At 56.5% G+C, this 25395-nt stretch carries 25 protein-coding genes; 6 read left to right on the forward strand and 19 right to left on the reverse strand.

The annotated features are described in order from the left end of the window. Positions 1 to 192: 192 nt before the first annotated feature. Together fre and ubiD are read right to left on the reverse strand one after the other, a co-directional pair. The gene (fre, locus tag INF61_RS10580; RefSeq protein ID WP_003860778.1) at positions 193 to 894 is read right to left on the reverse strand and encodes an NAD(P)H-flavin reductase; all 702 of its coding nucleotides are present in this window, start codon (positions 892 to 894) and stop codon (positions 193 to 195) included. 39 nt (positions 895 to 933) lie between these two features. After that, complete coding sequence (ubiD, locus tag INF61_RS10585; protein ID WP_032652159.1) at positions 934 to 2430, reverse strand: 4-hydroxy-3-polyprenylbenzoate decarboxylase; 1497 nt, start codon at positions 2428 to 2430, stop codon at positions 934 to 936. Positions 2431 to 2599: 169 nt separating this feature from the next. Between ubiD and rfaH the strand changes: the two genes are divergently transcribed. Then, positions 2600 to 3091, forward strand: a complete 492-nt coding sequence (gene rfaH, locus INF61_RS10590; RefSeq protein WP_058688724.1) for a transcription/translation regulatory transformer protein RfaH — start codon at positions 2600 to 2602, stop codon at positions 3089 to 3091. Here the strand turns inward: rfaH and tatD are convergent. From tatD to udp, 9 genes are all read right to left on the reverse strand, one after another. Continuing rightward, positions 3088 to 3870 carry a 3'-5' ssDNA/RNA exonuclease TatD gene (gene tatD, locus INF61_RS10595; protein ID WP_058688723.1) on the reverse strand — a complete coding sequence of 261 codons (783 nt, stop codon included), beginning with the start codon at positions 3868 to 3870 and terminating at the stop codon, positions 3088 to 3090. The two genes, rfaH and tatD, sit on opposite strands and share 4 nt — an antisense overlap. A gap of 41 nt (positions 3871 to 3911) precedes the next feature. Next, positions 3912 to 4682, reverse strand: coding sequence for a Sec-independent protein translocase subunit TatC (gene tatC, locus INF61_RS10600; RefSeq protein WP_015569997.1), 771 nt, complete (start codon positions 4680 to 4682; stop codon positions 3912 to 3914). Between the two features lie 2 nt (positions 4683 to 4684). Then, positions 4685 to 5227, reverse strand: coding sequence for a Sec-independent protein translocase protein TatB (gene tatB / locus INF61_RS10605; RefSeq protein WP_003860783.1), 543 nt, complete (start codon positions 5225 to 5227; stop codon positions 4685 to 4687). Positions 5228 to 5230: 3 nt separating this feature from the next. Next, positions 5231 to 5485, reverse strand: a complete 255-nt coding sequence (tatA, locus tag INF61_RS10610) for a Sec-independent protein translocase subunit TatA (RefSeq protein WP_003860787.1) — start codon at positions 5483 to 5485, stop codon at positions 5231 to 5233. Between the two features lie 76 nt (positions 5486 to 5561). Next, the gene (gene ubiB, locus INF61_RS10615) at positions 5562 to 7202 is read right to left on the reverse strand and encodes a ubiquinone biosynthesis regulatory protein kinase UbiB (protein WP_017694740.1); all 1641 of its coding nucleotides are present in this window, start codon (positions 7200 to 7202) and stop codon (positions 5562 to 5564) included. After that, a complete protein-coding gene (locus tag INF61_RS10620; RefSeq protein WP_023295740.1) occupies positions 7199 to 7804 on the reverse strand; it encodes an SCP2 domain-containing protein in 606 nt (201 codons plus the stop codon). The genes ubiB and INF61_RS10620 overlap by 4 nt, the downstream gene beginning before the upstream one ends. Positions 7805 to 7817: 13 nt before the next feature. After that, positions 7818 to 8573, reverse strand: coding sequence for a bifunctional demethylmenaquinone methyltransferase/2-methoxy-6-polyprenyl-1,4-benzoquinol methylase UbiE (gene ubiE / locus INF61_RS10625; protein ID WP_003860790.1), 756 nt, complete (start codon positions 8571 to 8573; stop codon positions 7818 to 7820). Positions 8574 to 8639: 66 nt separating this feature from the next. After that, the gene (rmuC, locus tag INF61_RS10630) at positions 8640 to 10097 is read right to left on the reverse strand and encodes a DNA recombination protein RmuC (RefSeq protein WP_017383581.1); all 1458 of its coding nucleotides are present in this window, start codon (positions 10095 to 10097) and stop codon (positions 8640 to 8642) included. 138 nt (positions 10098 to 10235) lie between these two features. After that, complete coding sequence (gene udp, locus INF61_RS10635; protein WP_003860792.1) at positions 10236 to 10997, reverse strand: uridine phosphorylase; 762 nt, start codon at positions 10995 to 10997, stop codon at positions 10236 to 10238. Between the two features lie 259 nt (positions 10998 to 11256). Between udp and INF61_RS10640 the strand changes: the two genes are divergently transcribed. Beyond that, on the forward strand, positions 11257 to 12063 hold the full coding sequence (locus INF61_RS10640) for a dienelactone hydrolase family protein (protein WP_003860793.1): 807 nt from the start codon (positions 11257 to 11259) through the stop codon (positions 12061 to 12063). Positions 12064 to 12110: 47 nt separating this feature from the next. Here the strand turns inward: INF61_RS10640 and metE are convergent, their stop codons facing one another. After that, positions 12111 to 14372 (reverse strand): 5-methyltetrahydropteroyltriglutamate--homocysteine S-methyltransferase, encoded by a 2262-nt coding sequence (metE, locus tag INF61_RS10645; RefSeq protein ID WP_032672136.1) that lies wholly within the window; start codon positions 14370 to 14372, stop codon positions 12111 to 12113. A gap of 116 nt (positions 14373 to 14488) precedes the next feature. Between metE and metR the strand changes: the two genes are divergently transcribed. Further along, on the forward strand, positions 14489 to 15442 hold the full coding sequence (gene metR / locus INF61_RS10650) for an HTH-type transcriptional regulator MetR (RefSeq protein WP_015570000.1): 954 nt from the start codon (positions 14489 to 14491) through the stop codon (positions 15440 to 15442). Here metR and INF61_RS10655 read toward each other — a convergent pair. The 3 genes from INF61_RS10655 to pldB all read right to left on the reverse strand — a co-directional run bounded on the left by INF61_RS10655 (position 15330) and on the right by pldB (position 18136). Then, positions 15330 to 16229: a carboxylate/amino acid/amine transporter gene (locus tag INF61_RS10655; protein WP_047731276.1), complete on the reverse strand. Its 900-nt coding sequence runs from the start codon at positions 16227 to 16229 to the stop codon at positions 15330 to 15332. The two genes, metR and INF61_RS10655, sit on opposite strands and share 113 nt — an antisense overlap. 82 nt (positions 16230 to 16311) lie before the next feature. Further along, positions 16312 to 17112: a sugar/pyridoxal phosphate phosphatase YigL gene (gene yigL / locus INF61_RS10660; RefSeq protein WP_015570001.1), complete on the reverse strand. Its 801-nt coding sequence runs from the start codon at positions 17110 to 17112 to the stop codon at positions 16312 to 16314. A gap of 31 nt (positions 17113 to 17143) precedes the next feature. Beyond that, positions 17144 to 18136 (reverse strand): lysophospholipase L2, encoded by a 993-nt coding sequence (gene pldB, locus INF61_RS10665; RefSeq protein WP_015570002.1) that lies wholly within the window; start codon positions 18134 to 18136, stop codon positions 17144 to 17146. A gap of 111 nt (positions 18137 to 18247) precedes the next feature. Here pldB and rhtB point away from each other — a divergent pair, with 111 nt between their 5' ends. Further along, positions 18248 to 18868, forward strand: coding sequence for a homoserine/homoserine lactone efflux protein (gene rhtB / locus INF61_RS10670; RefSeq protein ID WP_006812363.1), 621 nt, complete (start codon positions 18248 to 18250; stop codon positions 18866 to 18868). Here the strand turns inward: rhtB and rhtC are convergent. The 3 genes from rhtC to pldA form a co-directional block, all read right to left on the reverse strand. Further along, a complete protein-coding gene (rhtC, locus tag INF61_RS10675; protein ID WP_006179256.1) occupies positions 18865 to 19485 on the reverse strand; it encodes a threonine export protein RhtC in 621 nt (206 codons plus the stop codon). The two genes, rhtB and rhtC, sit on opposite strands and share 4 nt — an antisense overlap. A gap of 61 nt (positions 19486 to 19546) precedes the next feature. After that, the gene (recQ, locus tag INF61_RS10680; RefSeq protein ID WP_017383584.1) at positions 19547 to 21376 is read right to left on the reverse strand and encodes an ATP-dependent DNA helicase RecQ; all 1830 of its coding nucleotides are present in this window, start codon (positions 21374 to 21376) and stop codon (positions 19547 to 19549) included. Between the two features lie 90 nt (positions 21377 to 21466). Beyond that, on the reverse strand, positions 21467 to 22336 hold the full coding sequence (gene pldA / locus INF61_RS10685; RefSeq protein WP_003860803.1) for a phospholipase A: 870 nt from the start codon (positions 22334 to 22336) through the stop codon (positions 21467 to 21469). Positions 22337 to 22496: 160 nt separating this feature from the next. Between pldA and yigI the strand changes: the two genes are divergently transcribed. Then, entirely contained in the window at positions 22497 to 22964 is a 468-nt protein-coding gene (gene yigI, locus INF61_RS10690) for an acyl-CoA thioesterase YigI (protein WP_006812366.1), read from the forward strand. A 51-nt stretch (positions 22965 to 23015) separates the two neighbouring features. Continuing rightward, positions 23016 to 23912, forward strand: a complete 897-nt coding sequence (gene rarD, locus INF61_RS10695; RefSeq protein WP_086626238.1) for an EamA family transporter RarD — start codon at positions 23016 to 23018, stop codon at positions 23910 to 23912. A gap of 425 nt (positions 23913 to 24337) precedes the next feature. Here the strand turns inward: rarD and corA are convergent, their stop codons facing one another. Beyond that, positions 24338 to 25288: a magnesium/cobalt transporter CorA gene (gene corA / locus INF61_RS10700; RefSeq protein WP_003860807.1), complete on the reverse strand. Its 951-nt coding sequence runs from the start codon at positions 25286 to 25288 to the stop codon at positions 24338 to 24340. Positions 25289 to 25395: the final 107 nt, after the last annotated feature.

Raw genomic sequence — 25395 nt, forward strand, 5'->3', positions numbered from 1 at the left:
CATCCCCTGCCGACGCGGTGCGTTGAGCAAGGATCGAAATTCATCAGTTGTGTTTGTTCATTTTTGTGGGGCGCTCCTGAGGGCGAAATTTAACGGGAACAAGAATAACGGCAATGCGCCGCCCATTTCAAGGTTAAATTTTCACCAGGCTAATGCCCGAGCGTAAAAAACCCGCCGAAGCGGGTCTCTCAATCAGATAAACGCAAACGCATCGCCAAACAGACGATCTTCCCGCGCGTCACGCTCGTTGCAGAACAGGTCGCGGGCAATTTTTGCCATTTCAAAGCGACCGGCAATATAGATATCGTGCCCGGCCAGCGTCCCATGATCCTGCAATACCGCAGTCAGCACCGTACCGCTGCGCCCGCGCCAGCCCTCTTCAGGCTGCTCGACAACCGGCTCGATGCGCAGGTTTGGATGATTTACGCTCAGCGCTTCCAGCTCAGACAGATCGTAAAGATGCTTCTCTTCACGGCCGCCCCAGTAGATGGTGATATCGCGATTCGGGTTGCGCGCCAGCGCGGTCAGCAGAATAGAGCGGACATAAGAGAAGCCCGTGCCACCGGCAATCAGGATCAGCGGACGGTCTTCGTCTTCACGCAGCCAGGCCTCGCCATGAGGAATATCGACCACGATTTCACGCTCTTTCAGGATGCGGTCCATCACGGCCATCGCGTACAGGTTAAGCTCAGACGCACCAATATGCAGCTCAATAAATTCCTTCTCTGCTGGCGTTGAGGCCATAGAGAAAGGACGCTTATCACGCTCGTCCATCACGACCATCAGGTACTGACCGGCACGGAATGAGAAGGCCGCTTCAGGAACCAAGCGGACGCGATATACGGTGTCGGTAATAGCATCTACCGACGTCACTTTACAGCTTAAGGTTGTCATTCGCTCTCTCTGTCGGGAAGTCTATAGGGCTAAACGGTCTTATTCTGCCTTACCGTTATTCATTATGGCCAGCTCGTCCCAGATCGCGTCAATTCGCGCGGTCACGGCAGGATCTTTTTCGATCGGGCGACCCCATTCACGGTCGGTTTCGCCAGGCCATTTGTTCGTGGCATCCAGTCCCATTTTTGAGCCAAGGCCGGAAACCGGCGAGGCAAAGTCCAGGTAATCAATCGGCGTGTTTTCCACTAACACCGTATCACGCGCCGGATCCATACGCGTGGTGATGGCCCAGATGACGTCATTCCAGTCGCGGGCATTGACGTCATCATCGCAGACAATCACAAACTTGGTATACATAAACTGGCGCAGGAAAGACCATACGCCCATCATCACGCGCTTAGCGTGACCGGCATACTGCTTCTTCATCGTCACCACCGCCAGGCGATACGAACACCCTTCCGGCGGCAGATAAAAATCAACGATTTCCGGGAACTGCTTTTGCAGGATCGGCACAAACACTTCGTTCAGCGCCACGCCAAGCACCGCCGGTTCGTCGGGTGGACGGCCGGTATAGGTGGAGTGATAGATGGCATCTTCACGCTGGGTAATGTGCGTGACGGTGAACACCGGGAAGTTATCCACTTCGTTGTAATAGCCGGTGTGGTCGCCGTACGGCCCTTCGGGCGCCAGCTCGCCCTGTTCAATGTAACCTTCCAGCACAATCTCTGCGCTGGCCGGCACTTCCAGGTCACTGGAGATGCACTTCACCACTTCGGTTTTGGTGCCGCGCAGCAGCCCTGCAAAGGCATATTCAGACAGCGTATCAGGAACAGGCGTCACCGCGCCCAGAATGGTTGCCGGATCGGCACCCAGCGCGACGGAAACCGGGAAGCGTTCGCCCGGATGGGCCGCGCACCACTCCTGGAAATCCAGCGCCCCACCGCGATGGGACAACCAGCGCATGATGAGCTTGTTTTTGCCAATCAGCTGCTGGCGATAAATGCCGAGGTTTTGACGCTCTTTATGCGGCCCACGCGTCACGGTGAGGCCCCAGGTGATCAGCGGTGCGGCATCGTCAGGCCAGCACTGCATGATGGGAATTTTGGTCAGATCCACCGCATCGCCTTCCAGCACTTTTTGCTGGCACGGCGCACCGCGCAGGCGTTTGGTGGGCATGTTCAGCACCTGCTTAAACTGCGGCAGCTTGTCGAACAGGTCGCGGAACCCTTTTGGCGGCTCCGGCTCTTTAAGAAAGGCCAGCAGTTTGCCCACTTCACGTAACGCCGTGACATCTTCCTGTCCCATCCCCAGCGCAACGCGGCGAGGTGTGCCAAACAGATTGCACAGCACCGGCATGGCGTAGCCTTTTGGGTTTTCAAACAGCAACGCCGGGCCGCCCGCGCGCAGGGTGCGGTCAGCGATTTCTGTCATTTCCAGATACGGATCAACAGGAAGCGTAATGCGTTTGAGTTCGCCCTGCTTTTCCAGCAGCGCCAGGAAGTCGCGTAGATCGTGGTATTTCATGCAGTTAATCATGGCCTCTCTGTAAGCGCTTCATTATACGGCGTAAGACCGCGTGATGCTGTAATTTTGTTAAATTAGCGTGAACTTCCACGACTTACTCTCTTTTTCGCCATTATAATCACCTTAGCGATCCCGCCAGGGTTTTGGTATGCTTGCGCCCCGAACAATGGGAAGAGTGATTATGCAGGCCTGGTATTTACTGTATTGCAAACGCGGGCAACTTCAGCGCGCGCAGGAACATCTTGAACGTCAGTCTGTTAACTGCCTGACACCCGTGATCACGCTTGAAAAAATGCAGCGTGGAAGACGCACGACCGTCAGTGAGCCTCTGTTCCCGAACTATCTGTTCGTCGAGTTCGACCCCGAAGTGATCCACACCACGACGATCAGCGCCACGCGCGGCGTCAGCCATTTTGTGCGTTTTGGCGCCCATCCGGCAAGAGTACCGCCATCGGTTATTCATCAGCTTTCTGTCTACCAGCAGCCTGAAGATATTACCGATCCGGAAACCCCTTATGCCGGCGACAGCGTGGTGATCACCGAAGGCGCCTTTGAAGGGTTACAGGCCATCTTCGCTGAGCCGGACGGTGAAGCGCGCTCCATGCTGCTGCTCAACCTGCTGAACAAAGAGGTGTTGCAGAGCGTTAAAAACACCGATTTCCGCAAAGTTTAGAACTGCACGCCGAACAGACGACGCACGTTATCATCGGTTTGTGCTGCCAGCCACTGGGTATCTTCTCCGCGCCAGTGCGCCACTCGCTCAGCAATATGCCCCAGGTAGGCCGGTTCATTACGTCGTGATGGCGGTTTGGGCTGCATATCCCGGGGCAACAGATACGGCGCATCCGTTTCCAGCAGCAAACGATCGGCCGGGATAACGGGTAACAGCTCGCGCAGCTCCAGCCCACGACGCTCATCGCAGACCCAGCCCGTGATACCCAAATACAGCCCGCGGTTCAGGCAGTCCAGCGCTTCCTGACGGGAGCCCGTAAAGCAGTGCAACACCGCGCCCGGTAGTTTCTCCAGCCAGGGTTCCAGAAGCGCCATAAAACGTTCATGCGCATCGCGACAGTGCATAAACACCGGCATCTCCAGCTCTGCTGCCAGCGCGAGCTGGGCGGTAAATGCCTTCTCCTGCTCTTCAGGCGTCGAGAAGTTACGGTTGAAATCAAGCCCGCATTCGCCAATGGCAACCACTTCTGGCGTTTGTGCCAGACGATGAAGCGCCTCAGCGCTTTCATGCGTCCACTGGCTGCTGTCATGAGGATGCACGCCTGCGGTGGACCAGCAGTGTTGATAGCGTTGCGCCAGCTGCCGTGCCTGCTCACTCTCATGCAGATTCGTTCCCGTCAGTAGCAGCCCACCCACGCCGGCGGCAAAGGCGCGCGCCACCACCTCATCGTGGTCTTTCGCAAACTGGGCGCTGGTGAGGTTAAGCCCGATATCAAACATACGTATCCCCATATGACAACCGCCCTGACGGGCGGTTGGTTTTATTCTTTAGTAGTCTCTTCAGACGGCTCGTCTTCTTCGTCCCGGGTACGCCCCTTTCCGACGTAGAAACGAGCGAAGAACACGCCGACTTCAAACAGGCAGTACATAGGTATCGCCAGTAAGGTTTGCGAGAAGACGTCCGGTGGCGTTAACAGCATACCTACGACAAATGCCCCCACCAGGATGTACGGGCGCTTCTTACGCAGATCGTCAGGCGTGGTCACCCCCACCCAGCAGAGCAGGACAATTGCTACGGGCACCTCGAAGGCGACACCAAAGGCCATAAACAGCGCCATCACGAAGCTGAGGTAGCTGGCGATGTCCGTCGACACCTGTACCCCTTCCGGTGCGGTATGCGTCAGGAAGCCGAAGGCCAGCGGGAAGACAACGAAGTAGGCGAACGCCATGCCGATATAAAACAGCAGCGAACTGGACACCAGCAGCGGAATAACCAGCTTGCGTTCATGCTTGTACAGCGCGGGCGCCACAAATGCCCAGACCTGATACAAAATGACCGGCGCAGAGGCAATCAACGACACCCAGAAGGTCAGTTTGATCGGGGTAAAGAACGGTGAAGCAACGTCTGTTGCAATCATCGTCGCGCCCAGAGGCATCTGTTTAATCAGCGGCGCGGAAACCACCTGATAGATATCGTTGGCAAAATAGACCAGACATAAAAAAATGAGGAAAACCGCAATAATGCAGTTTAACAGGCGCTTACGCAGCTCAATGAGGTGCGTAATAAGCGGTTGAGTATCATCTACTGCCATGTTTACGCTTTATCACTCGACGAGGGGGATGATTCGGAAACGGGCGCGGCGGGTTTTACCTCAGCCGTTTTGACCACGGGCTCTTCCGGCGGCACCTGCTTTTTCACTTCGGGCTCCTGCGGCGATTGCTCTGGCGAAGCAGCCTGATGCTCCGCGCTGGAAGGCGTTACACCCTCGCGCTGCTCTTCGCTACCCTTCACCACCGGATTGTGGATGGTGTTTGCTTCATCGCTCGCCTTCTCAGGATCGTTAATACTGTAAGAACGCTTCATGGATTCAGCCGCTTCGCGCAACTCATCCATTGATGCTTTCAGCTCCGGCGTCAGGTTGTCCATACTCGCCTTTTCAACCTTTTTCAGGCTGTCCTGAAATTCCTGAAGCTTCAGCTCCTGCGCCAGTTCGTTCTGCACGGTAGTTGCCAGCGAGCGAAGCGCCCGCACCCAGCCCACGACGGTTTTCACCGCAACGGGTAAACGCTGCGGCCCCAACACAATCAGACCAATCACAAAGACCAGCAGTAACTCACCAAAACCAATGTCGAACACGAATTACACCTGCTCTTTATCGTGACGTTTAGCCTCTTCCTTTTTGGCTTCGTCCTGCTTATCGGCGATGGATTTAGCGGTAAAATCAGCATCCTGACTGGTTTTTTCCTGCTTATTCTCATCATCGCTCATGGCTTTCTTGAAGCCTTTGATTGACGCGCCCAGGTCGGAACCAATCGATCCGAGTTTTTTCGTGCCAAACAGCAGCACAACGATGACGGCAATGATCACTAACTGCCAGATACTGATACCACCCATGCGTGTTCCCCAGTGATAGATGATTAATTAGTCAGATCGCATTATACGTATGCAATCTCTCGATAGCGACGCTAATTCAGCGCGTTTTTCGCCAGCCAGCAAGCCAGACAACCACACCGGCAGCCATAATCCAGGCTGGCATCATTTCCCAGTCCGGACGATTGATCAACAGCAACGTGCCGCTTATCAGCAGCGTCGCGCCAATTCCGAAGAGATAGCGGGACTGCCCCTGACGCACGCGACTGGATTGAAGCTCGTGCGCGATTTTATCCATGCTGTGCTGAAGGTTCTTGCTCTGACGCAAACTGTCGTATACCAGTTCAGGAATTTCAGGCATTTTTTCAATCCAGAACGGGCCTTTCTCTTTAAGCGAGCGAACCAGGGCTGGAATACCGACCTGATCCTTAATCCAGGATTCGAGGAACGGTTTCGCGGTTTTCCACAAGTCTAACTGAGGATAGAGCTGGCGGCCTACGCCCTCAACGTAAAGTAATGTTTTCTGAAGTAAAACTAATTGTGGCTGCACTTCCATATTGAAACGGCGTGCGGTGTTGAACAGGTTGAGCAGGACGTGTCCGAAAGAGATCTCCGAGAGCGGCTTTTCAAAAATCGGCTCACAGACGGTGCGGATCGCAAATTCAAACTCTTCCACGTTGGTATCTGGCGGAACCCAGCCTGAATCCACGTGCAGCTCGGCCACCTTACGGTAGTCGCGATTGAAGAAAGCGATAAAGTTCTCTGCGAGGTAGCGCTTATCCTCTTTATTTAGCGAGCCGACAATACCGCAGTCGATGCCGATGTATTTCGGATCTTCCGGGTGCTCATAGCTGACGAAGATGTTGCCCGGATGCATGTCTGCATGGAAGAAGCTGTCGCGGAAAACCTGAGTAAAGAAGACCTGCACGCCACGCTCGGCCAGCAGCTTCATGTTGGTGCCCTGTTTTTCCAGCGCCGCCACGTCCGAGACCGGAATACCGTAGATACGTTCCATTACCATCATGTTCTGACTGCAATAGTCAGAATAGACTTCAGGAACATACAGCATCGGGCTGTCTTCAAAGTTTCGACGCAGCTGAATGGCGTTCGCCGATTCACGCAGCAGGTTAAGCTCGTCAATCAGCGTTTTTTCGTATTCCCGAACCACTTCCAGCGGACGCAGACGGCGACCATCCGGCAACAGACGCGGCACCCAGCGAGCCAGGCGATAAATCAGCTTCATGTCTGCTTTGATAACCGGCAGGATATCCGGACGAATCACTTTGATGACCACCTCTTTGCCATTTTCCTTCAGGCGCGCGGTGTGAACCTGCGCAATAGAGGCAGAGGCCAGGGGCTGAATATCGAAATCATCAAACCAGGTCTCGATGGGGATATTGCCCATCGCTTCTTCGATTTGTTTCTTCGCTCTCTCTCCGTCAAACGGAGCAACGCGGTCCTGCAATAGCGCGAGCTGATCGGCAATCTGCGGTGGGAAAAGGTCGCGACGTGTTGAGAGCATCTGCCCAAACTTGATCCAGACCGGGCCCAGCTCCTGTAACGCAAGACGCAGGCGTGCGCCCAGCTCCTGATCCTTATGGCGATTCGGCATCCAGAACAGAGTGCGACGCCAAAGCCGAAGCGGCAGGGTGATACGCATTCTGGGGATAAGCTCGTCGAGCCCGTAGCTCAAAAAGGTGCGAACGATAAAATAGAGGCGCCGAATTTCACCAGGCGTCATTTGCCCTCCAGTTTTTCCAGCCGTTTGGTTAACGCATCAACTGCGCGCTCAACTGCCGCGGTCTCTTCTGCAAACCAGGCGACTTCTAAAGGCCCCGGCGCCATACGCCACTCTTCGGTCAGCACCTCGGCAGCGTAGCGCTGTTGACGGAGCAGACCTTTACGCAGGAAAGCGGAACCCGTGCGCAGCGTTTTGCTTATACCTTCAGCCGCGATGTCGCCGATATAGGGCGCCATCAGTTCCGCCGGGTCGAATTCAGCCTGATCGCTGAGTGCAACGAAGTTCTGTACCACCTGAATATCGCCTTCGACCTCCAGCTCACCGCTGCGAATAAGCGCCGTCATCTGCTGACGGTCACGCAGTTTTGGCAATACGCTCATGTGCGTAATCACCGAGCAGTCAGCCTCGCCTTCCCACTCACCCAGAACGTCAAGCTGGCGTTCGCTGAAGACCAACACAAGCGGCGTCGAGAACTCCTTTAAAACGATGCGCAGCACCTTTCCGTTAAGCCGCTGACGTGCGGTTTTCAGCGCCGGAGCGCGATACAGAAAGGCATTCAGCACATTCTCGATGCCAGCGGTGACTAAGGGTTTAATGGGCACGGGAAACCTCCACTCAGAACTTGTAACCACGATGCAGCGCGACGACACCCGCCGTCATATTGAAGTATTCCACGTTTTCAAACTCCGCATCCTGCATCATCGCTTTCAGCGTGTCCTGATCCGGGTGCATTCGGATGGACTCGGCCAGATAACGGTAACTTTCTGCATCGTTTGCCACCAGCTCGCCGATGCGCGGCAGAACGTGGAAGGAATAGGCATCGTAAGCTTTGCTCAGCGGGTCGATAATCGGTTTAGAAAACTCGAGTACCAGCAGTCGACCGCCCGGCTTAAGCACGCGGTACATGGAGCGCAGCGCTTTATCTTTATCGGTCACGTTACGCAGACCGAAAGAGATGGTGATGCAGTCGAACGTATTATCCGGGAACGGCAGCGCTTCGGCGTTGGCCTGAACATATTCAACGTTGCCTACCACGCCGATGTTACGCAGCTTTTCGCGTCCCATTTTCAGCATGGAGTCGTTGATATCCGCCAGCACCACGCGGCCGGTTTCGCCAACCAGACGGGAGAATTTAGCGGTCAGATCCCCTGTGCCTCCGGCTAAATCCAGCACCGTTTGTCCACGGCGCACGCCGCTGCAATCAATAGTGAAGCGCTTCCACAAGCGATGAATGCCAAATGACATCAAATCATTCATCACATCGTACTTCGCCGCCACGGAATGAAATACGTGGGCCACCATGTCAGCTTTCTGCGCTTTGGCGACAGTCTGAAAGCCAAAGTGCGTTGTGTCTTGTGAATCGTCAACCATCTCAGAGCCTGCTAATCAGTCAAATGTTCGTGAAGTGTAACAGATTGGGCGCATTTGCCCTACGTTTCAACCACCGTGAAAGAAACGCGCCGGCTGCGCTTCGGGGGATAAACTCGCCGCTAAATCGTTGTCTTCATTGCGGCTATTTTGCTTACCGTCGCCTTCACGCAGACGAAACTCTTCGTCCTGAGCGGTAGCCTGCTCCACCAGTTCCGGATTAATCTCGCGTTTAACTTCCACCCCCAGGCTGCGAAACGCCTCCGCCTGCGCCAGCAAATTGCCACGCCCGGAGGAGAGTTTTTTCATCGCCTGGCGGTAGTTATCCTGCGCGCGATCCAGGCTTTGCCCCACCGAGGACATATCGTCCACAAACAGCCGCATTTTGTCGTACAGCTTGCTGGCGCGATCGGCAATCTGCTGCGCGTTACGGCTTTGGTGCTCATAGCGCCACAGGTTGGCAATGGTACGTAACGCCACCAGTAGCGTGGTGGGGCTGACCAGCATAATGTTATTTTTCAGCGCTTCGGTGATCAGTTCGGGCTGTCTGTCGAGCGCCAGCAGGAACGCAGGCTCGACCGGAATGAACATCAGCACATAATCCAGCGATCGCAGCCCCGGCAACTGCTGATAATCTTTTCTGCCCAACAGACGGATATGGTTACGCACGGAGGCGATGTGCTCCTGCAACGCTGTTTCGCGGGTGTAGTCATCCTCAGCGTTGAAGTAGCGCTCATAGGCCACCAGCGTCATTTTGGCGTCGATAACCACATCTTTGCCCTGTGGCAGACGAACAATGACATCCGGCTGCATCCGCGAGCGCGCATCGTTCTCAATGCTGACCTGCGTTTCGTATTCGTATCCTTCGCGCAGGCCAGAGGCCTCCAGCACGCGCGTCATGACCACTTCGCCCCAGTTTCCCTGCGCTTTGTTATCACCTTTCAGTGCGCGCGTCAGGTTAACCGCCTCCTGCGCCATCTGCGCATTCAGCTGCTGGAGATTACGAATTTCATGCGCCAGCGTGTGGCGTTCGCGGGCTTCCTGACCAAAGCTGTCCTGTACCTGACGGCGAAAGCCATCCAGCTGTTCACGCAGCGGCGTCAGCAGGCTGTTCAGGCTCTGGCGGTTCTGCTCATCCACGCGGCGATTGCTGTGCTCAAAAATGCGGTTCGCGAGGTTCTCAAACTGCTCGCTAAGACGCTGCTCGCTGTTGATCATCTGACGGATTTTGTCTTCGGCGTGCAGTTGGGTGGACTCAAGACGGGTGGTCACTTCACGGAGATCGGCCTCCAGCGAGGTATTGATATCACGCAGATTGCGCAGTTCGTTATTGAGCAGTTCGCATTCGTCGCGCCAGTGGTCACTCAGCGCAAGCTGTTGTTTCGTCGCGCTAAGTTCAGCGACGATCTCTTCGCGCTCTGCCAGCTGTTCGGCTTTCTGCTGCGCATGCTGGTAGCCGGAAATGAGCCAGCCAATCCCCACGCTCACCAGCGCAATCACTGCATAAATAAGGATTGAGATATCCACAATGCCCCCTGCATCAACGTATTACCGCACAAAATAGAATTGTGCTGTATAAACGTCCAGTTTGAAAGGGTTTTCCTGCGAGGCGTTACGCAAAAAGAAAAGGCCGAGCATGTCGGCCTTTCAGCACTGAAGAGAGAATTAGATCAGGCGGCGCGCCGCTTCAACCACGATTTTCACCGCATGGCTTTCAGTCTGCTTCATGGTTTCAGCGTTCGGGATCTCCTGCTGGGTACGGTTGACGATAACGCCCGCCACCATACCGGCACGCAGACCCTGGCTTGCGCACATGGTCAGCAGCGTCGCAGATTCCATTTCGTAGTTCATGACGCCCATCGACTGCCACTCTTCCATGGAGCCTTTGAAACGGCTCACCACGCGACCAGAGAAGGTGTCGTAACGCTCCTGGCCCGGGTAGAAGGTATCGGAAGAGGCAGTTACGCCCACGTGGGTGGTTGCGCCCACGGACTTCGCGGCTTCAACCAGCGCGGTGGTGCATTCGAAATCGGCCACTGCCGGGAATTCCATCGGTGCAAAGTGCAGGCTTGCCCCGTCCAGACGCACGGATGCGGTGGTAACCAGCACGTCGCCCACGTTGATGTGCGGCTGAATGGCGCCTGTGGTGCCGATGCGCAGGAAAGTACGAATGCCCAGCTGCGCCAGCTCTTCAACGGCGATAGAGGTAGACGGGCCACCAATACCGGTAGAGCACACGATCACCGCTTTACCGTCCAGCTCTGCGCGCCAGGTGGTGAATTCGCGATGCGCTGCCAGCTTAACCGGCTTATCCATCAGCGCGGCGATCTTTTCCACACGCTCAGGATCGCCAGGGACGATAGCAAGCGTAGCCCCTTGTAAATCGTTTTTAGTGAGGCCGAGATGAAAAACATCAGACTTAGACATAGGTGACTCCTCTGTGGGTCGGTTTGTCAGAAGAAGTAAAACGGTACTTTACAGAAGCAATGTGCATTATTTCGTGACACACCTCACCATGAATGAAAATGATTGCAGTTAATTTCCATAAAATGGTGATTCACATCACATTAACAAGTTATATCGCCGGGTGCTGCACAAAAGATAGACGCTATAAGGCACTGTGGATTGTTAACCTGGTGTCTATATTTATCTTTGCGCTAATCCATTCATTGGTACGGAGAATGCCATGACTGAAAAAACCGGTTTTGCACCTGCTGCGGCCCCGCATGCTTCAACCATCGTCTCAACCCCTGAAGAGGCCATTACCGCAGGCGAGACCTCCATTCCCTCCCAGGGAGAGAACATGCCAGCGTACCACGCGCGGCCAAAATCCGCCGATGGCCCGCTGCCCATCGTGATCGTGGTGCAGGAAATATTTGGCGTTCATGAACATATTCGCGACCTCTGCCGCCGTCTGGCGCTGGAAGGTTACCTGGCCGTTGCGCCGGAACTCTACTTCCGTCAGGGCGATCCGAATGATTACAGCGACATCCCGACGCTGTTCAGCAACCTGGTCAGCAAAGTGCCGGACGCGCAGGTGCTGGCCGATCTCGACCACGTTGCCAGCTGGGCGGCGCGCAACGGTGGCGACCCGCACCGTCTGATGGTGACCGGCTTCTGCTGGGGCGGACGCATTAGCTGGCTGTATGCCGCGCACAATCCGCAGCTGAAAGCCGCTGTGGCCTGGTATGGTAAACTGGTGGGTGAAAAGACCCTGAACTCGCCGAAACATCCAGTTGATATCGCCACCGATTTAAATGCCCCGGTGCTAGGGCTGTATGGCGGCCAGGATACCGGCATTCCGCTTGATACCGTCGAGACCATGCGCCACGCGCTGCGGGCGGCAAACGCGAAGGCCGAAATCGTGGTGTACCCGGATGCGGGACACGCGTTTAATGCCGATTATCGTCCGAGCTATCACGCAGAATCGGCGAAAGATGGCTGGCAGAGAATGCTGGCGTGGTTCAGCCAGTACGGCGGGAAGAAAGCGTAATACAAAAAGCCCGGTGGCGGCTGCGCCAACCGGGCAATCCAGCCCCACTACGCCTGACGCAAATTCTGCGCCGCCTGCACCATGTTCGCCAGCGCCGCGCGGGTTTCAGGCCAGCCGCGAGTTTTCAGGCCGCAGTCCGGGTTTACCCACAGGCGTTCCGCCGGAATGCGCTGGGCGGCTTTTTGCAGCAGCGATTCAATCCACTCCACGCTCGGCACGTTAGGGGAGTGAATGTCATACACGCCCGGCCCGATTTCGTTCGGGTAGTCGAACTCTTCGAACGACTCCAGCAGCTCCATGTCTGAACGCGAGGTCTCGATGGTGATCACATCGGCGTCAAGCGCGGCAATGGAGTCCATGATGTCGTTAAATTCGCAGTAACACATGTGGGTGTGGATCTGCGTGTCGTCCTTCGCGACGGCCGCGTTGAGGCGGAACGCCTCCACGCCCCACGTCAGATAAGCATCCCAGTCGCTGCGACGCAGCGGCAAGCCTTCACGCAGCGCCGGTTCGTCGATCTGAATGATGCCAATCCCCGCCGCTTCCAGATCCGCCACTTCATCACGCAGCGCCAGGGCGATCTGTTTGGCGATGGTTTCCCGGGATACATCTTCACGCGGGAACGACCAGCAGAGAATGGTCACCGGCCCCGTCAGCATGCCTTTTACCGGTTTGTCGGTCAGAGACTGGGCATACTTCGCCCACTCCACGGTGATCGCTTCCGGGCGGCTGACGTCACCGATCACCACCGGCGGCTTCACGCAGCGGGAGCCGTAGCTTTGCACCCAGCCGTTCTGGGTAAAGACAAAGCCGTCCAGGTGTTCACCGAAGTATTCCACCATATCGTTACGCTCGGCCTCGCCGTGCACCAGCACGTCCAGACCCAGACGTTCCTGCTCGACGATCGCCTGTTTGATGTGCTCCGCAATGCCGGTGCGGTAGTGATTCGCATCCAGATTGCCCTTTTTGAAGTCCAGGCGCAGGCCGCGGATCTCGGTAGTCTGCGGGAAGGAGCCGATGGTTGTGGTCGGCCACGCGGGCAGGTTAAAGCGCGCACGCTGGGCTTCGGCGCGCACTTCATACGGGCTCTGGCGCTGGCTGTCCCGGGCAGTGATGGCCGCCAGACGTTTTTCCACCGCCGGGTTATGCACGCGCGTCGAGTGACGGCGCGCCTGGATCGGGGCGCTCCAGTCGGTAATCGCTGCCGTGTCGCCGCTGTTCAACGCGTCGCGCAGCAGAGCCAGCTCCTCACACTTTTGCAGGGCAAAGGCAAACCAGCTTTTCACCTCAGGGTCGAGTCGGGTCTCCACGCTCAGGTCGATCGGGCTGTGCAGCAGGGAACAGGAAGAGGCTACCCACAATTCACGTTTACCGACAATGTCCTTGATTTGTGCATATTTCCCGGTGAGATCGGCACGCCAGACGTTACGACCATTCACCAGACCGGCAGAGAGCAGCCACTCCGCAGGCAGACGCTTGTGCAACTCTGCCACATCGTCTTTGCCGTGAACGAGATCAACGTGCAGACCCTGAACCGGCAGCGCGGTAATGGTGTCGAGGTTCGGCGTTACGCCCTCGAAATAGGTGGTCAGCAGCAGCTTCACCTGGCCCGTGAGCGCGTCATACGCCGGTTTGAAGGCATCCAGCCACGCCTGCGGCAGCTCAAGCACCAGCGCCGGTTCATCGATTTGCACCCACTGAATACCGCGCTTACCCAGCTCAATCAGCACCTGCTTATAAACCGGCAGAATATCGTTCAGCAGGCTGAGGCGGTCGAACTGCTCACCTTTCACTTTGCCCAGCCACAGGTAGGTGACCGGCCCCAGCAGCACGGGTTTCACCTGGTGACCCAGCGCCAGCGCTTCGTCCACTTCATCCAGAAGCTGGGTCCAGGTCAGTTTGAACTGCTGGTCCTTAACGAACTCCGGCACCATATAGTGATAGTTAGTGTTAAACCACTTGGTCATTTCCGCCGCTGCCGCTGGCTCACCCGTTGGCGCGCGGCCACGGCCGATGCGGAACAGGGTATCGATATCCACCGATCCATCGTTGTTCTGATGACGAGCCGGCACGTTGCCAAGCAGCAGGCTGGTGGTCAGAACATGGTCGTACCAGGCGAAATCGCCCACCGGCAGCAGGTCTACGCCCGCCTGTTTTTGCTGATCCCAGTGACGCGCGCGCAGCTCGCGCCCCACCGCCAGCAGTTCTTCGCGGGTGGCGTTACCCGCCCAGTAGCTTTCTTGCGCTTTTTTCAGCTCGCGACGCAGACCAACGCGAGGGAAACCGAGAGTGTGAGTGCGGATTGTCATGGCATACCCCTTGTAGAAATTCGTTATTTAGACGTCCAGATGTTTACACTTCTATAATTGGCAGGTACTGTATATTCCTCAAGCGCAAAATGTTCATGGCGAAGTGAAGGACTTTCATGATCGAGATAAAACACCTGAAAACGCTACAAGCGTTGCGGAACTGCGGTTCTCTTGCGGCGGCAGCGGCCACGCTGCACCAGACTCAGTCTGCCCTTTCTCACCAGTTCAGCGATCTGGAACAACGCCTCGGCTTTCGTCTTTTTGTGCGTAAGAGCCAGCCTTTGCGCTTTACGCCGCAGGGCGAAATTTTGCTTCAGCTGGCGAACCAGGTGCTGCCGCAGATTGCCAGCGCGTTGCAGTCATGCAACGAGCCGCAGCAGACCACCCTGCGCATCGCCATTGAGTGTCACAGCTGTATTCAGTGGCTGACCCCCGCGCTTGAGAACTTCCGCCAGAAGTGGCCGCAGGTGGAGATGGACTTCAAATCCGGCGTCACGTTTGATCCGCAGCCGTCGCTTCAGCAGGGTGAGCTGGATCTGGTGATGACCTCAGATATTCTGCCGCGCAGCGGTCTGCACTATTCGCCAATGTTTGATTTTGAGGTGCGTCTGGTGCTGGCCCCGGACCATCCGCTGGCCGCTAAAACGCGTATCACGCCGGAAGATCTGGCAACGGAGACGCTGCTGATTTACCCGGTACAGCGCAGTCGTCTGGATATCTGGCGCCATTTCCTGCAACCCGCGGGCATCAGCCCACAGCTGAAAAGCGTGGATAACACGCTGCTGTTAATTCAGATGGTGGCGGCCAGAATGGGGATTGCGGCGCTGCCGCACTGGGTGGTCGAGACGGTTGAACGCCAGGGTCTGGTGGTCACCAAAACCCTGGGTGAAGGACTGTGGAGCCGGCTGTACGCCGCCGTGCGCGACGGCGAGCAGCGTCAGCCGATTACGGAAGCGTTTATTCGCTCAGCGCGGAACCACGCGTGCGACCATCTTCCGTTTGTGCGGAGCGCGGAGCGACCCAGCGGCGATGTACCCACAGCGAAGCCAGGATCACCGTTCCCCCAATAAGGAAACTCGGCCAGTGCGGCTGCTCCTGCCAGATGGCGAGGTTCACCAGTAGCCCCGCCGGCACGTGCACATTGTTCATGATCCCCAGCGTCCCGGCGTCTACCTGCGTAGCGCCGTAGTTCCACATAAAATAGCCCAGCCCCGACGCCACCACGCCCAGCCAGACCAGAACGCTCCACTGCACGGAGGTAGTCGGCAGCTTTTGCGGATTGCCGAGCAGAAACCACGCCGCTACCGCGACAATCGCCGCGCCCATATAGAACCACGCAAACGCGTTATGCTGCGGCATCGGGCGGGTCTCCATCAGACGTTTGTAACCCACCATCCCGATGGCAAAGCTGATATTAGCGAGCTGGACGAACATCAGCCCGGTCCAGAAGTGATCGCTTACCTTGTCATAGCGAATAATCGCCGCGCCAATGACTGCCAGCGCAGCGCTCAGCAGATATCCCCAGCGCAAACGGCGCCTGCTGAGCAAGTCATAAATCAGCGTGATGTAGAGCGGCGTCAGCACGGTGAAGAGCAGAAATTCCGAGACGGACAGGTAAACGTAGGCCCGGAAGCTGAACAGGTACATGATGCCGAGCTGCAACGCGCCTACCAGCATGTACAGCAGTATCGTTTTTAGCGACTGCCCGCGGGTACGCAGGAACGGCAGGAACACCAGCGCCGCCAGCCCCACGCGCATCAGTACCGAGAAGTAGCTGTCGACCGATCCGGCAAGGTATTCGCCAATCAGACTAAAGGAGAAGGCCCACAGGATAGTGGTGATAATGAGTAGCGCCACAATGCTTGTCTCTCAGAAAGAAGGAGAGGCATTGTAGCGAACTCTTTAGTTAACATCTGAACAATAAACAATCAATTGAAGATTATTCAAGGAACAGTTTGCGCAGATACTTAGGCACGGCGTTATCGCCGTTGGTGCCGATCACTTCCAGCTCCGGGTGCAGATCTTTCAGGCGCTGGTGCGCGTTCTGCATGATGCAGCCTTTACCCGCCATGGAGAGCATCTCGGCATCGTTCATGCCATCGCCAAAGGCGATACAGTCTTTCAGATCAAAGCCCAGCCGTTTCGCTACCGCTTCCAGCGCGTGACCTTTGGACACCCCGCCCGCCATCACTTCCAGACAGGTCAGCGTGGAGAAGCTCACGTTCACGCGGTCGCCCCAGCGGGCGTTGATCGCCTGCTCCAGCGGCAGTAACTCCTCATGATTTACACAGGTGAAGAATACCTTGCTGATCCCTTCCGGCTCCAGCAGACCCGGCTCGTACAGTGAGTACTGGAATACGGCTTCCTTGAAGAAGCGCATCTCTTCCGGGCGATGGCGGTTCATAAACCACTCGTCGTCGCGGTAAACGTTAGTCACGATATCCGGGTTGTTATGCACAATGCCGAACAAATCGGTGGCGATGTCACGATCGAGATTATGGGTAAAAATCAGGTTGCCGTCCGTGTCATGTACGCGCGCACCGTTAGAGGTGATCATGTACGACTTGATCTCCAGGTTATCGCGGATCTGTCCCACGTCCACGTGGTGGCGACCGGTGGCGAACACAAAGTTCACGCCACGGGCAGTCAGGAGTTTTAGGGTCTCTTTCGCATAAGGCGACAGGGTGTGGTCGGGGGAAAGCAGCGTGCCATCTAAATCAGATGCAACAACCTGGTACATAGGGATTTCAACCTCTGGTGGAAAACAATAATCAGTTATGCCTGTTGAAAAATTCAACAATGGCGTTGAGCGCGACTGAGCGCATAGCGTCCTTTTCAAAAAGGATCTCATGGTACGCACCGTTGATGACCAGCGGTTTACCCCCTTCACAGGGATGGCCCGCAGCGGCGCGAAGTTCACAATAGCGGTCATGCATGCGGTTATCCACCACACGCTCTTCTTCCGCCTGGATCAGGAGCGTCGGCGTGTCATCATCGCCTACGCCCGCCAGCACCTGCTCACCAGCATGAATACCTTCCCGCACCCAGTGCCAGGTGGGGCCGCCGACCCGCAGACGCGGTTCATCGGCATAAAAACGCAGGTTGCGGCGATAACGCTGCCGGCTGTGGGTTAACACGTTGATGGCAAACGGCAATGCCCGCCAGCGTCCTGTTCCGATGGCATAGCCTTCTCGAATGCGCTGATGGCCCTCAGCCCAGTCGAGAAGATGGCGCACCATCCAGTCAGGAAAACGTATCACAATGCCGTACATCGGCGCGGTCAGCGCAATGGCGTCACACTGGTGCTTATGGCGCTGCAAAAACAACGTCGAGATCGCCCCCCCCATGGAGTGGGCAAGAATATAACGCTTGCGCCACGGTCCGGGCTGCACTTCCTGCTGCCAGAACGCGGCCAGATCGTCGACGTAATCGCTGAAGTTATCCACGTGGCCGCGATGGGTATCCGGCAACATCCTGCCAGAAAGCCCCTGCCCGCGATGGTCGATAATTAACACATCAAAGCCCAGATGGAACAGGTCATACGCCAGCTCGGCATATTTGATATAGCTTTCGATGCGCCCGGGGCAGACCACAATCACCCGGTCATTTTTTTCATCACGGAAACGAACGAAGCGTACCGGGATTTCCCCGACGCCCATAAACTCATCTTCCTCACGCTGGCGCCAGAAATCGGTCAGCGGCCCCATGGAGAAAGCAGCAAATGCGTTTTCTCGTGTTTCCCAGTCCTTTTTCTGCTGAAACATTGGGTTTCCACCCCCCGTAATTCAGGGAATATCGTTTTTTTCGTCACCGGTCACAAAATGACTCAACAATAGCGTATTGTGGCATAAAAACAGACGATCCGGGAGTTTCAAATGACCTTCGAATGGTGGTTCGCCTACCTGCTGACATCCATCATCCTCAGCCTTTCACCTGGCTCGGGCGCAATCAACACCATGACCACCTCCATTAATCACGGCTATCGCGGCGCGGCGGCGTCAATCGCCGGTTTACAGACCGGGCTTGGCATTCATATTGTGCTGGTGGGGATTGGTCTGGGCACGCTGTTCTCCCGTTCGGTGCTGGCCTTCGAGGTGTTGAAATGGGCTGGCGCAGCGTATCTTATCTGGCTGGGTATTCAGCAGTGGCGCGCCGCAGGCTCGATTGATCTGCATACGCTCTCCCGGACGCAAACACGCGGCCACCTGTTTAAACGCGCGGTGTTCGTTAACCTGACCAACCCGAAAAGCATCGTGTTCCTCGCCGCCCTGTTCCCGCAGTTTATCGTGCCGCATCAGCCACAGGTGATGCAGTACGTGGTGCTGGGCGCGACCACCATTATTGTCGATATCATTGTGATGATTGGTTACGCGACGCTGGCGCAGCGAATTGCGGCGTGGATCAAAGGGCCTAAACAGATGAAGGCCCTGAACAAAGTCTTTGGTTCGCTGTTTATGCTGGTTGGCGCGCTGCTTGCGTCAGCGCGTCATGCTTAGCGAGAAATGATGAGATGAATGCCGAAGCCGGCGAACAGCGCGCCGGCAAAGCCGTCGATCCACTTCGCGATGCGCTGGTAGCCGCGACGCATCGCCGGTAAGGCAAACAGGCTTGCCACAACGGTAAACCAGGCGAACGTCTCAACAACGATCAGCAAGAAGATCCCCCAGCGCGCGCCCGCGCCGACGTTATCCCCTACAAACAGCGAGAACACAGAGCCGAAGTAGATAATCGCTTTCGGGTTCGCCAGGTTGGTCAGCAGCCCTTTCACAAAGCTACGGCCGCCCGTTGCCAGCTCAACCTTTGGCTCTTCCGGCTTTTTCTCTTCTTTCTTCAGCGCCCCGCGCAGCATCTGGTAGCCCATCCAGCACAGGTACAGACCGCCGCCGACCATGATGATGTTATGCAGCCACGCCATTTTCGCCAGGATCAGGTTCAGACCGAGCAGCGCAACCGCCGCCCAGACCATGACACCCATGGTAATACCGAGCACACCCATCATTGCCTCTTTGCGGGAGCGGCTGACGGCCGTTTGTGACACGAAGAAAAAGTCAGGGCCAGGGCTCATCAGCGCCACGATGTGCACTAACGCCACGGTGAGAAATAGCATTAACATAATTAGCTCGCGGGGAAATAATGTAGTGAGTCACCATCCTGGCACTTTTTCGCCCGGCTGACTACTCCTCATCATCACCATCAGCGTGGGAACGGATGAGCGCCATAAACTCTTTACCGAAGCGCTCCAGCTTACGCGTGCCAACGCCGTTGACGCTGAGCATCTCGCTGGCGCTGAGCGGCATTTGCTCGGCCATCTCGATAAGCGTCGCGTCGTTGAACACCACGTATGGCGGGATGTTCTCTTCATCCGCAATGGCTTTACGCAGCTTACGCAGCTTGGCGAACAGCTTGCGATCGTAGTTACCGCCGTAGGATTTCTGCATCACGCGCGGCTTCAGGGCGACGACGCGCGGAACGGCGAGCTTCAGTTCAACCTCGCCACGCAGGACCGGTCGCGCCGCTTCGGTCAGCTGAAGCGCAGAATGCTGGGCAATGTTCTGCGTGGCAAAGCCGAGATGGATCAGCTGGCGGATGATACTCACCCAGTGCTCGTGGCTCTGGTCTTTCCCGATGCCATAAACCGGCAGCTTGTCGTGACCCATATCGCGGATACGCTGGTTGTTAGCCCCGCGCAGCACTTCAACGACGTAGCCCATCCCGAAGCGCTGGTTCACGCGTCCGATAGTCGAGAGCGCTTTGCGCGCGTCCATCAGGCCATCGTACTGCTTCGGCGGGTCGAGGCAGATATCGCAGTTGCCGCACGGTGCCTGACGCCCTTCACCAAAGTAGTTGAGCAGCACCAGACGGCGGCAGGTTTGCGCTTCGGCGAAGGCCCCCATCGCGTTAAGCTTGTGCCGTTCGATATCCTGCAACTGCCCCTGCGGTTTCTCCTCGAGACAGCGGCGCAGCCACGCCATATCCGCCGGATCGTAAAACAGCATCGCTTCCGCAGGCAGGCCGTCACGCCCGGCGCGGCCGGTTTCCTGATAGTAGGATTCGATATTGCGCGGAATGTCGAAATGCACCACAAAGCGCACGTTGGGCTTGTTGATCCCCATCCCGAACGCCACCGTTGCGACCACGATTTGCAGGTCGTCGCGCTGGAATTTCTCCTGCACGTCGGCGCGGATATGGTTCTCCAGCCCGGCGTGATAGGCCGCGGCGCTAAAGCCACGGTTTTGCAGACGCGCGGCGGTGTCTTCCACCTTCGCCCGGCTGTTGCAGTAGATGATGCCGGACTTTCCGCGCTGCTCCTGCACGTAGCGTAAGAGCTGATCCAGCGGCTTGAACTTCTCCATCAGCATATAGCGGATGTTCGGGCGGTCGAAGCTGCTGACCTGAATATACGGGTCGTTCAGCCCCAGCAGGCGAACGATGTCCTGACGCGTGGTGTCGTCCGCCGTGGCGGTAAGCGCCATAAACGGCAGCTCGGGGAAGCGCTGACGAAGCTGGCCAAGAGCGGCGTATTCCGGGCGGAAATCGTGCCCCCACTGGGAGATACAGTGCGCTTCATCCACTGCCAGCAGCACCGGATTCCAGTGCGCCAGATGATCGAGGAAGTTGTCCAGCATCAGGCGTTCTGGCGCGATATACAGCAGGCGGATCTGCCCGGTGCGGCACCCGGCCATTACCTCTTGCTGTTGCTCGCGGGTCTGCGTCGAGTTCAGACAGGCCGCCGCCACGCCGTTGGCAAGCAGCTGGTCGACCTGGTCTTTCATCAGGGAAATAAGGGGCGATACCACGACCGTCAGGCCATTAAGCACCAGCGCGGGCACCTGATAGCAGAGCGATTTTCCGCCGCCGGTCGGCATGACCACCAGGCAATCGCGGCCTTCCAGCACGGTTTCAATGATGGTTTCCTGGCCAGGGCGGAACTGCTGGTAGCCAAAGGTTTCCTGCAAAACCTGTTTAGCCAGCGATTCCTGATTCAATACTTCCGCCTGCGCCACGTTAACCCCATATGCCAGAAATGAAACAGGCGCTATTTTCAGCGCCTGAGAGAGAAACTTCAACGTTTAACGCAAAAACATTCGAGCAGCTTAGAAAATATCGTTCAGCATGACGCCCACACCGACGCGGGTCTGATTGAAATTGTAGTCGATCAGCGATTCGCCATACCCGCTATACACCTGAGTATAAAGACGAACGTGTTTCGTTACCGGGTAGCTCAGGCCCAGCTCTGCACCGCCGTAGCCGGTATTCCAGTTGTACTGGCCTTTGGCGCTCAGCACCGCGTCACCCAGCTGATAGCCCACTTTAAGCTGATAGTAGCCCATATATTTGGTGATATCCGGGTTGTCATCGGTGCTGCCCACCACGTACCACGGCTTCACTTCCACCATGAAATTGCCGTTCTGCGCCATCAGACGCGTATAGATGCGGTTCCAGCTGCGTGAGGTTGGGTCGGAACGACCGTTGGAATCGTGGTTATAGCCCACCTCCACGTCTCGCAGCGTCCAGCCTGCAAACTCATAATCGGTGGCGAAACCGAGGAACAGCTGCGGTTCATAGTTGGTTTCGCGGAACGGTGAAGATTCCCCGCTGTTGGAGAGCTGCCACCATGACTTCTGCGTGTAAGACGCGCCAAGCACCGAGTTCGGCCCCAGGATGCCGCGCCAGAACGGGAAGGCGAGGCTGAGCTGGAACTTCACCTCATCTTTACGCGCATTATCAGACCAGTTATAGGAGCTTATAGCCTCTTTGTTGAGATCGCTGGTCTGGGTGTAGATCACGTAGTTTGTATCATAAGGGTACAGCGTGAACGGATTGTCATGCTCCTGAAGCATATTGGCGATGATGCTGCCCTTAACGGCAGGTTTATCATGCACCTCTTTGATCGTCGCTTCCTGCGCATATGCTGTGAGGGGCAGCGCAACCGCCGCCAGTAACCAACCCAGATACGTCCGCATCGGTGGTGTTCTCCTGAAATGGTGACATTTAATGAATAGTTTTGTCCGGGCATTCTACAGACTTCTGCGATAACTTCCGCTTCCTCGTTTCTTAAAGTGGCATTCCTTTATCCCGAAGCATAAAATCAACATTTTGTTAACAACAAGGATGCCACGTCAGATGTCAGCCACACTCACCGCCGAAGAAACCTTAAAGCTCGTGGGCGAGATTTTTGTGTACCACATGCCGTTCAACCGTGCACTGGGTCTTGAGCTGGAGCGATACGAAAAAGACTTCGCTCAGCTGAGTTTCAATAATCAGCCAATGATGGTCGGTAACTGGGCGCAAAGCATTTTGCACGGCGGGGTCATTGCCTCCGCGCTGGACGTGGCGGCCGGTCTGGTGTGCGTGGGTAGCACGCTGACGCGCCATGACACCATCAACGAAGATGAGTTACGCCAGCGCCTGTCGCGCATGGGCACCATCGATTTACGCGTCGACTACCTGCGTCCGGGACGCGGAAACCGCTTCACCTGCACCAGCAGTCTGCTGCGCGCCGGGAATAAAGTTGCCGTCGCCCGCGTTGAGCTGCATAACGAGGAGCAGGTTTATATCGCCAGCGCAACCGCCACTTATATGGTGGGTTGAGACGGCAAATTCGGGTAAAATTACTTCACTTTTTTGTAACGGATTTTACCGATGGATGCTAAACAGACGCGGCAGGGCGTTTTACTCGCCCTTGCCGCTTATTTTATTTGGGGTATCGCACCGGCGTACTTCAAACTTATCGCCTATGTCCCGGCGGACGAGATCCTCACTCACCGCGTCATCTGGTCCTTTTTCTTCATGATTGCGCTGATGAGTATCAGCCGTCAGTGGTCAGGCGTCAAAACGCTGCTGAAAACCCCGAAGAAGGTCTTCCTGCTCGCTCTCTCTGCGGTGCTGATTGGCGGAAACTGGCTGCTGTTTATCTGGGCGGTGAATAACCATCACATGCTCGAAGCCAGCCTGGGCTACTTTATTAACCCGCTGGTCAATATTTTGCTGGGGATGATTTTCCTTGGTGAGCGCTTTCGCCGGATGCAGTGGGTGGCGGTGATTCTGGCCTTCTGCGGCGTGCTGGTACAGCTGTGGACCTTCGGCTCACTGCCGGTTATCGCCCTGGGGCTGGCGTTCAGCTTTGCCTTCTACGGCCTGGTGCGTAAAAAAATTGCCGTGGAAGCGCAGACGGGAATGCTATTTGAAACCCTGTGGCTGCTGCCTGTCGCCGCGATCTACCTGTTCGGTATTGCCGACAGCGCCACCAGCCACATGGACAGCAATCCATGGTCGCTGAACCTGATGCTGATGGCCGCGGGCGTGGTCACGACGATCCCCCTGCTGTGCTTTACCGGCGCGGCAACGCGTCTGCGCCTCTCCACGCTGGGCTTCTTCCAGTACATTGGCCCGACGCTGATGTTCCTGCTGGCGGTGGTGTTTTACGGCGAGGTGCCGGGTGCGGATAAGATGGTGACGTTCGCCTTTATCTGGGTGGCGCTGGCCATCTTTGTTGCGGATGCGATTTATACCCAGCGCAGGGTGCGCAAAGGGTTGTGATGTTGCCCTCACCCTAACCCTCTCCCACAGGGGAGAGGGTTCCCCAGTAATTTGAAAGCAAAAGCGATAACGTTGCCTCAGAATAACTGAGGGCTTTACAGGGATGTTACCTCCGCCCGTCCCCGATAAGCCGGAAGGAATAAGCCGAAGGCACCGCGAAGCGGCGATTTTCCGCCGGAAGCCCGGGTCGCCAGGGTGGTGGCGACTGAGCCACCCTGGCACGTTCACCGGTCATGTCGTGACAGAGTAGCAAGGAACATAAAGTGAACGGAATGACCACCAGAGCCGTATGTTCCCCCTCACCCCAGCCCTCTCCCTCAAGGGAGAGGGCTGGGGTGCAGGCATTATTTTGTGGGGAACCCTCTCCCACAGGGAGAGGGAATTCGATCGTAGGGCGGGTAAGCGCAGCGCCACCCGCCAGATTTTTACAGCCAGTTCTTCCGCTTAAAGTACAGATACGGCGCCAGCCCGGCGAGGATCATAAAGATAATCGCCCCCGGGTAGCCAAAGCTCCACTTCAGTTCCGGCATAAACTCGAAGTTCATCCCGTAGCTGGACGCCACCAGCGTCGGCGGCAGGAACACCACGGACACCACCGAGAAGATCTTGATGATGCGGTTCTGCTCGATGTTGATAAAGCCCATCGCCGCCTGCATCAGGAAGTTGACCTTCTGGAACAGGGATTCGTTGTGCGGCAGCAGGGATTCGATATCGCGTAAGATCTCACGCGCCTGCTCCAGCTGACCGCCCGGCAGACGCGCCTTGCGCACCAGGAAGTTCAGCGCGCGCTGGGTATCCATCAGACACAAACGTACCTTCCAGCCGATATCTTCCAGCTCAGCCAGCGTGGACAACGCTTCGTCGTACTCATCGCCCTGATGGCCTTCCATGATCACGCGGCTCAGCTTTTCCAGGTCGCTGTAGATGTTTTCGATTTCATCCGCCAGCTGTTCGATTTTGGTTTCGAACAGATCCAGCAGCAGCTCATAAGCGTTGCCGTCCATCATCGCCTGGCTGCGGGCACGCATACGGTAGAGACGAAACGCAGGCAGTTCGCGCTCGCGCAGGGTGAACAGGCGGCCATCGCGGATGGTAAACGCCACGGTGGAGTTCCCCGCGTGGTCTTCGGCATCTTCGAAAAAGAAGAAGGAGTGAATGTGCAGGCCGTCTTCGTCTTCAAAAAAACGGGCGGATGCTTCGATGTCTTCCAGTTCCGGGCGTGTCGCCAGGCTTTGCCCCAGTTCAGATTGTACGCGAAGGCGCTCATCGTCGTCCGGCTCGACCAGATCCACCCATACGGCATCAATGAGGGGCTGTGACTCTTCGGCTTCAAGCCGAGTCAGTCGGTTATTTTCGAGTTGAAATGCGCTCAACATGACCGGGACTCCCAATGCAAAAAATATCGGACAGTTCGGTGGGCACACAGAAACAAATTGGGTTTCAGACCATTAAACAGCCTGACTCAGCGCGACGGGAATGATGC

This window comes from Enterobacter cloacae complex sp. P18RS (assembly GCF_014982105.1).
Classification (GTDB): Bacteria; Pseudomonadota; Gammaproteobacteria; order Enterobacterales; family Enterobacteriaceae; genus Enterobacter; species Enterobacter hormaechei_C.

Bases quoted from the DNA above. Each gene is read 5' to 3' on its own strand.
- metE (WP_032672136.1), bottom strand. From the start codon at position 14,372: ATGACAATCCGCACTCACACTCTCGGTTTCCCTCGCGTTGGTCTGCGT.
- rarD (WP_086626238.1), top strand. From the start codon at position 23,016: ATGGATGCTAAACAGACGCGGCAGGGCGTTTTACTCGCCCTTGCCGCT.
- fre (WP_003860778.1), bottom strand. From the start codon at position 894: ATGACAACCTTAAGCTGTAAAGTGACGTCGGTAGATGCTATTACCGAC.
- metR (WP_015570000.1), top strand. From the start codon at position 14,489: ATGATCGAGATAAAACACCTGAAAACGCTACAAGCGTTGCGGAACTGC.
- pldB (WP_015570002.1), bottom strand. From the start codon at position 18,136: ATGTTTCAGCAGAAAAAGGACTGGGAAACACGAGAAAACGCATTTGCT.
- ubiB (WP_017694740.1), bottom strand. From the start codon at position 7,202: ATGACGCCTGGTGAAATTCGGCGCCTCTATTTTATCGTTCGCACCTTT.
- yigL (WP_015570001.1), bottom strand. From the start codon at position 17,112: ATGTACCAGGTTGTTGCATCTGATTTAGATGGCACGCTGCTTTCCCCC.
- ubiE (WP_003860790.1), bottom strand. From the start codon at position 8,573: ATGGTTGACGATTCACAAGACACAACGCACTTTGGCTTTCAGACTGTC.
- INF61_RS10640 (WP_003860793.1), top strand. From the start codon at position 11,257: ATGACTGAAAAAACCGGTTTTGCACCTGCTGCGGCCCCGCATGCTTCA.
- rfaH (WP_058688724.1), top strand. From the start codon at position 2,600: ATGCAGGCCTGGTATTTACTGTATTGCAAACGCGGGCAACTTCAGCGC.
- rhtC (WP_006179256.1), bottom strand. From the start codon at position 19,485: ATGTTAATGCTATTTCTCACCGTGGCGTTAGTGCACATCGTGGCGCTG.
- tatC (WP_015569997.1), bottom strand. From the start codon at position 4,682: ATGGCAGTAGATGATACTCAACCGCTTATTACGCACCTCATTGAGCTG.
- ubiD (WP_032652159.1), bottom strand. From the start codon at position 2,430: ATGATTAACTGCATGAAATACCACGATCTACGCGACTTCCTGGCGCTG.
- tatD (WP_058688723.1), bottom strand. From the start codon at position 3,870: ATGTTTGATATCGGGCTTAACCTCACCAGCGCCCAGTTTGCGAAAGAC.
- pldA (WP_003860803.1), bottom strand. From the start codon at position 22,336: ATGCGGACGTATCTGGGTTGGTTACTGGCGGCGGTTGCGCTGCCCCTC.
- rhtB (WP_006812363.1), top strand. From the start codon at position 18,248: ATGACCTTCGAATGGTGGTTCGCCTACCTGCTGACATCCATCATCCTC.
- corA (WP_003860807.1), bottom strand. From the start codon at position 25,288: ATGTTGAGCGCATTTCAACTCGAAAATAACCGACTGACTCGGCTTGAA.
- udp (WP_003860792.1), bottom strand. From the start codon at position 10,997: ATGTCTAAGTCTGATGTTTTTCATCTCGGCCTCACTAAAAACGATTTA.
- tatA (WP_003860787.1), bottom strand. From the start codon at position 5,485: ATGGGTGGTATCAGTATCTGGCAGTTAGTGATCATTGCCGTCATCGTT.
- yigI (WP_006812366.1), top strand. From the start codon at position 22,497: ATGTCAGCCACACTCACCGCCGAAGAAACCTTAAAGCTCGTGGGCGAG.